A 4,790-nucleotide genomic window follows, 5' to 3' on the forward strand; every position below is an offset into this window, starting at 1 on the left:
GACGTGGATGACGGTACCGGAAGAATAAGCACCGGCTAACTACGTGCCAGCAGCCGCGGTAATACGTAGGGTGCGAGCGTTAATCGGAATTACTGGGCGTAAAGCGTGCGCAGGCGGTTTTGTAAGACAGGCGTGAAATCCCCGGGCTCAACCTGGGAATTGCGCTTGTGACTGCAAGGCTAGAGTGCGTCAGAGGGGGGTAGAATTCCACGTGTAGCAGTGAAATGCGTAGAGATGTGGAGGAATACCGATGGCGAAGGCAGCCCCCTGGGACGTGACTGACGCTCATGCACGAAAGCGTGGGGAGCAAACAGGATTAGATACCCTGGTAGTCCACGCCCTAAACGATGTCAACTAGTTGTTGGGGATTCATTTCCTCAGTAACGTAGCTAACGCGTGAAGTTGACCGCCTGGGGAGTACGGTCGCAAGATTAAAACTCAAAGGAATTGACGGGGACCCGCACAAGCGGTGGATGATGTGGATTAATTCGATGCAACGCGAAAAACCTTACCTACCCTTGACATGCCACTAACGAAGCAGAGATGCATTAGGTGCCCGAAAGGGAAAGTGGACACAGGTGCTGCATGGCTGTCGTCAGCTCGTGTCGTGAGATGTTGGGTTAAGTCCCGCAACGAGCGCAACCCTTGTCTTTAGTTGCTACGCAAGAGCACTCTAGAGAGACTGCCGGTGACAAACCGGAGGAAGGTGGGGATGACGTCAAGTCCTCATGGCCCTTATGGGTAGGGCTTCACACGTCATACAATGGTGCATACAGAGGGTTGCCAACCCGCGAGGGGGAGCTAATCCCAGAAAATGCATCGTAGTCCGGATCGTAGTCTGCAACTCGACTACGTGAAGCTGGAATCGCTAGTAATCGCGGATCAGCATGCCGCGGTGAATACGTTCCCGGGTCTTGTACACACCGCCCGTCACACCATGGGAGTGGGTTTTGCCAGAAGTAGTTAGCCTAACCGCAAGGAGGGCGATTACCACGGCAGGGTTCATGACTGGGGTGAAGTCGTAACAAGGTAGCCGTATCGGAAGGTGCGGCTGGATCACCTCCTTTCCAGAGGCTGCGCGCCTTAAGTCAAGCGTTCACACTTATCGGTTTGTTTGCTGTTACAGCCAAGGGTCTGTAGCTCAGGTGGTTAGAGCACCGTCTTGATAAGGCGGGGGTCGTAGGTTCAAGTCCTACCAGACCCACCAAGTCACGATGGTGCGAGCGAAAGTTCTACGGTAATTCACAAGAACCAAGCGAGACGCGAAGCGAGGTTGCGCAGCATAGCGGAAGCTATGTAAGCAGCCGAGCGACAAAGTATCGCGCCGGTTATTGTGGATTAGCGACGGGGGATTAGCTCAGCTGGGAGAGCACCTGCTTTGCAAGCAGGGGGTCGTCGGTTCGATCCCGTCATCCTCCACCACTACCTTGGATTGGTCGCCAAATGAAAGCACTTAAGACTGAGTGCTTTCATTTGGCTTTGCCAAGATCGTTCAGACGAAGTCTGATCGGCTGTTCTTTAACAATATGGGATGTAGTAAAGGTGTCGCGAAGCGTTGATGAGACGCTGAATTACCCAACGCGATACCGGGTTGTGATTGTATCAACCAAATGTATCCAGTGATCGAAAGATGACTTGGAATACGGCACAAACGCGAGAACTCAGAACCTATGGTGAGCGGTGTCCTTGAGACACACTCGTTATAGGGTCAAGCGAACAAGTGCATGTGGTGGATGCCTTGGCGATCACAGGCGATGAAGGACGCGGTAGCCTGCGAAAAGCTTCGGGGAGCTGGCAAACAAGCTTTGATCCGGAGATGTCCGAATGGGGAAACCCGGCCCGAATGGGTCATCCCTTGCTGAATACATAGGCAAGGGAAGCGAACGCGGCGAACTGAAACATCTAAGTAGCTGCAGGAACAGAAATCAACCGAGATTCCCAAAGTAGTGGCGAACGAAATGGGAAGAGCCTTGTACTCTTTAGCAGTGGTGTTAGCAGAACGGGATGGAAAGCCCGGCCATAGCAGGTGATAGCCCTGTATGCGAAAACACGATTGTGGAACTAGGTGTACGACAAGTAGGGCGGGACACGTGAAATCCTGTCTGAAGATGGGGGGACCATCCTCCAAGGCTAAATACTCGTGATCGACCGATAGTGAACCAGTACCGTGAGGGAAAGGCGAAAAGAACCCCGGGAGGGGAGTGAAATAGATCCTGAAACCGCATGCATACAAACAGTCGGAGCCTGGAAACGGGTGACGGCGTACCTTTTGTATAATGGGTCAGCGACTTACATTCAGTGGCAAGCTTAACCGATTAGGGAAGGCGTAGCGAAAGCGAGTCCGAACAGGGCGTTGAGTCGCTGGGTGTAGACCCGAAACCAGATGATCTATCCATGGCCAGGTTGAAGGTGCGGTAACACGTACTGGAGGACCGAACCCACTAATGTTGAAAAATTAGGGGATGAGCTGTGGATAGGGGTGAAAGGCTAAACAAATCTGGAAATAGCTGGTTCTCTCCGAAAACTATTTAGGTAGTGCCTCGTGTCTCACCTTCGGGGGTAGAGCACTGTCATGGTTGGGGGGTCTATTGCTGATTACCCCGCCATAGCAAACTCCGAATACCGAAGAGTGCAATCACGGGAGACAGACATCGGGTGCTAACGTCCGGTGTCAAGAGGGAAACAACCCAGACCGCCAGCTAAGGTCCCCAAGATTGGCTAAGTGGGAAACGAAGTGGGAAGGCTAAAACAGTCAGGAGGTTGGCTTAGAAGCAGCCACCCTTTAAAGAAAGCGTAATAGCTCACTGATCGAGTCGTCCTGCGCGGAAGATGTAACGGGGCTAAGCCAGTCACCGAAGCTGCGGACGCGCGCAAGCGCGTGGTAGGAGAGCGTTCTGTAAGCCTGTGAAGGTGTCTTGTAAAGGATGCTGGAGGTATCAGAAGTGCGAATGCTGACATGAGTAGCGATAAAGGGGGTGAAAGGCCCCCTCGCCGTAAGCCCAAGGTTTCCTACGCAACGTTCATCGGCGTAGGGTGAGTCGGCCCCTAAGGCGAGGCAGAGATGCGTAGCTGATGGGAAGCAGGTTAATATTCCTGCACCGTCGTATGATGCGATGGGGGGACGGATCGCGGAAGGTTGTCCGGGTGTTGGAAGTCCCGGTCCCTGCATTGGAGAAGGCGCTTAGGCAAATCCGGGCGCAGGATTCAAGAGTGTGGGGCGAGCGGCTTTATGCTGCGAAGCAATCGGAAGTGGTTCCAAGAAAAGCCTCTAAGCTTCAGTCATACGAGACCGTACCGCAAACCGACACAGGTGGGCGAGATGAGTATTCTAAGGCGCTTGAGAGAACTCGGGAGAAGGAACTCGGCAAATTGGTACCGTAACTTCGGGATAAGGTACGCCCTGGTAGCTTGACTGGCCTGCGCCAGAAGGGTGAAGGGGTTGCAATAAAATGGTGGCTGCGACTGTTTAATAAAAACACAGCACTCTGCAAACACGAAAGTGGACGTATAGGGTGTGACGCCTGCCCGGTGCCGGAAGATTAAATGATGGGGTGCAAGCTCTTGATTGAAGTCCCGGTAAACGGCGGCCGTAACTATAACGGTCCTAAGGTAGCGAAATTCCTTGTCGGGTAAGTTCCGACCTGCACGAATGGCGTAACGATGGCCACACTGTCTCCTCCCGAGACTCAGCGAAGTTGAAGTGTTTGTGATGATGCAATCTCCCCGCGGCTAGACGGAAAGACCCCATGAACCTTTACTGTAGCTTTGCATTGGACTTTGAACCGATCTGTGTAGGATAGGTGGGAGGCTTTGAAGCGTGGACGCTAGTTCACGTGGAGCCGTCCTTGAAATACCACCCTGGTTTGTTTGAGGTTCTAACCTTGGCCCGTGAATCCGGGTCGGGGACAGTGCATGGTAGGCAGTTTGACTGGGGCGGTCTCCTCCCAAAGTGTAACGGAGGAGTTCGAAGGTACGCTTGGTACGGTCGGACATCGTACCTAAAGTGCAATGGCAAAAGCGTGCTTAACTGCGAGACCGACAAGTCGAGCAGGTGCGAAAGCAGGACATAGTGATCCGGTGGTTCTGAATGGAAGGGCCATCGCTCAACGGATAAAAGGTACTCTGGGGATAACAGGCTGATACCGCCCAAGAGTTCATATCGACGGCGGTGTTTGGCACCTCGATGTCGGCTCATCTCATCCTGGGGCTGTAGCCGGTCCCAAGGGTATGGCTGTTCGCCATTTAAAGAGGTACGTGAGCTGGGTTTAAAACGTCGTGAGACAGTTTGGTCCCTATCTGCCGTGGGCGTTGGAATCTTGACGGGGGCTGCTCCTAGTACGAGAGGACCGGAGTGGACGTACCGCTGGTGTACCTGTTGTCTCGCCAGAGGCATCGCAGGGTAGCTATGTACGGAAGAGATAACCGCTGAAAGCATCTAAGCGGGAAACTCGCCTGAAGATGAGGATTCCCTGGAGGCTTGACCTCCTTGAAGGGTCGTTCGAGACCAGGACGTTGATAGGCTGGGTGTGGAAGCGCAGTAATGCGTTAAGCTAACCAGTACTAATTGCCCGTAAGGCTTGATCCTATAACCAGTGTGTCTTGCCTGGTGATAGCGTTCCGCTAATGTGCCGGCCATATACGACACAACCCCCTTTACTACACCCAGATTCGTCCCGCTGACCCCGGTCAGCGTGACAACCCCTTATGCCTGGTGACCATAGCGAGTTGGAACCACCCCTTCCCATCCCGAACAGGACCGTGAAACAACTCCGCGCCGATGATAGTGCGGA

The 4,790-nt window shown here is 53.5% G+C and carries 2 tRNA genes and 3 rRNA genes; all 5 read left to right on the forward strand.

The annotated features are described in order from the left end of the window. Nucleotides 1-1,067 (forward strand): 16S ribosomal RNA (locus tag AAHB16_RS32625); the annotation flags it as partial. Nucleotides 1,068-1,130: 63 nt separating this feature from the next. Further along, a tRNA-Ile gene (locus AAHB16_RS32630) sits at nucleotides 1,131-1,207 on the forward strand. A gap of 139 nt (nucleotides 1,208-1,346) precedes the next feature. After that, nucleotides 1,347-1,422: transfer RNA gene (locus AAHB16_RS32635), tRNA-Ala, on the forward strand. A gap of 284 nt (nucleotides 1,423-1,706) precedes the next feature. Beyond that, nucleotides 1,707-4,585, forward strand: a 23S ribosomal RNA gene (locus tag AAHB16_RS32640). Nucleotides 4,586-4,707: 122 nt separating this feature from the next. Further along, nucleotides 4,708-4,790 (forward strand): 5S ribosomal RNA (rrf, locus tag AAHB16_RS32645); the annotation flags it as partial.

The organism is Cupriavidus sp. OTU4054 (assembly GCF_038440175.1).
Taxonomy (GTDB): domain Bacteria; phylum Pseudomonadota; class Gammaproteobacteria; order Burkholderiales; family Burkholderiaceae; genus Cupriavidus; species Cupriavidus pauculus_D.